At 68.5% G+C, this 238-nt stretch carries 1 protein-coding gene; it reads left to right on the top strand.

The features are described 5' to 3' along the window. Nucleotides 1–238, top strand: a 238-nt coding sequence (locus FVA95_RS30395; RefSeq protein ID WP_149667014.1) for a hypothetical protein, incomplete at both ends; no start/stop codon positions are given.

The following is a 238-nucleotide window of genomic DNA, read 5'->3' as shown; positions in this document are numbered from 1 at the left end:
GTGCTGATGTGGAACCGCGCCATCGAGGAACTCACCGGGGTCGGCGCGCAGAAGGTCGTCGGTTCGCGCCTGTCGGCCTTGCCCGAACCCTGGAAGGGCCTGCTGGAACGTTTCATCGACGCCCCCGACGAGCACCTGCACAAGCAGCGCCTGGTCTACGACGGCCACACCCGCTGGCTGAACCTGCACAAGGCGGCCATCGAGGAACCCCTGGCGCCGGGCAACAGCGGCCTGGTGC

The organism is Pseudonocardia sp. EV170527-09, assembly GCF_008369905.1.
In the GTDB taxonomy this organism is placed as follows: domain Bacteria; phylum Actinomycetota; class Actinomycetes; order Mycobacteriales; family Pseudonocardiaceae; genus Pseudonocardia.
This window is presented reverse-complemented; position numbering and strand designations above follow the sequence as displayed.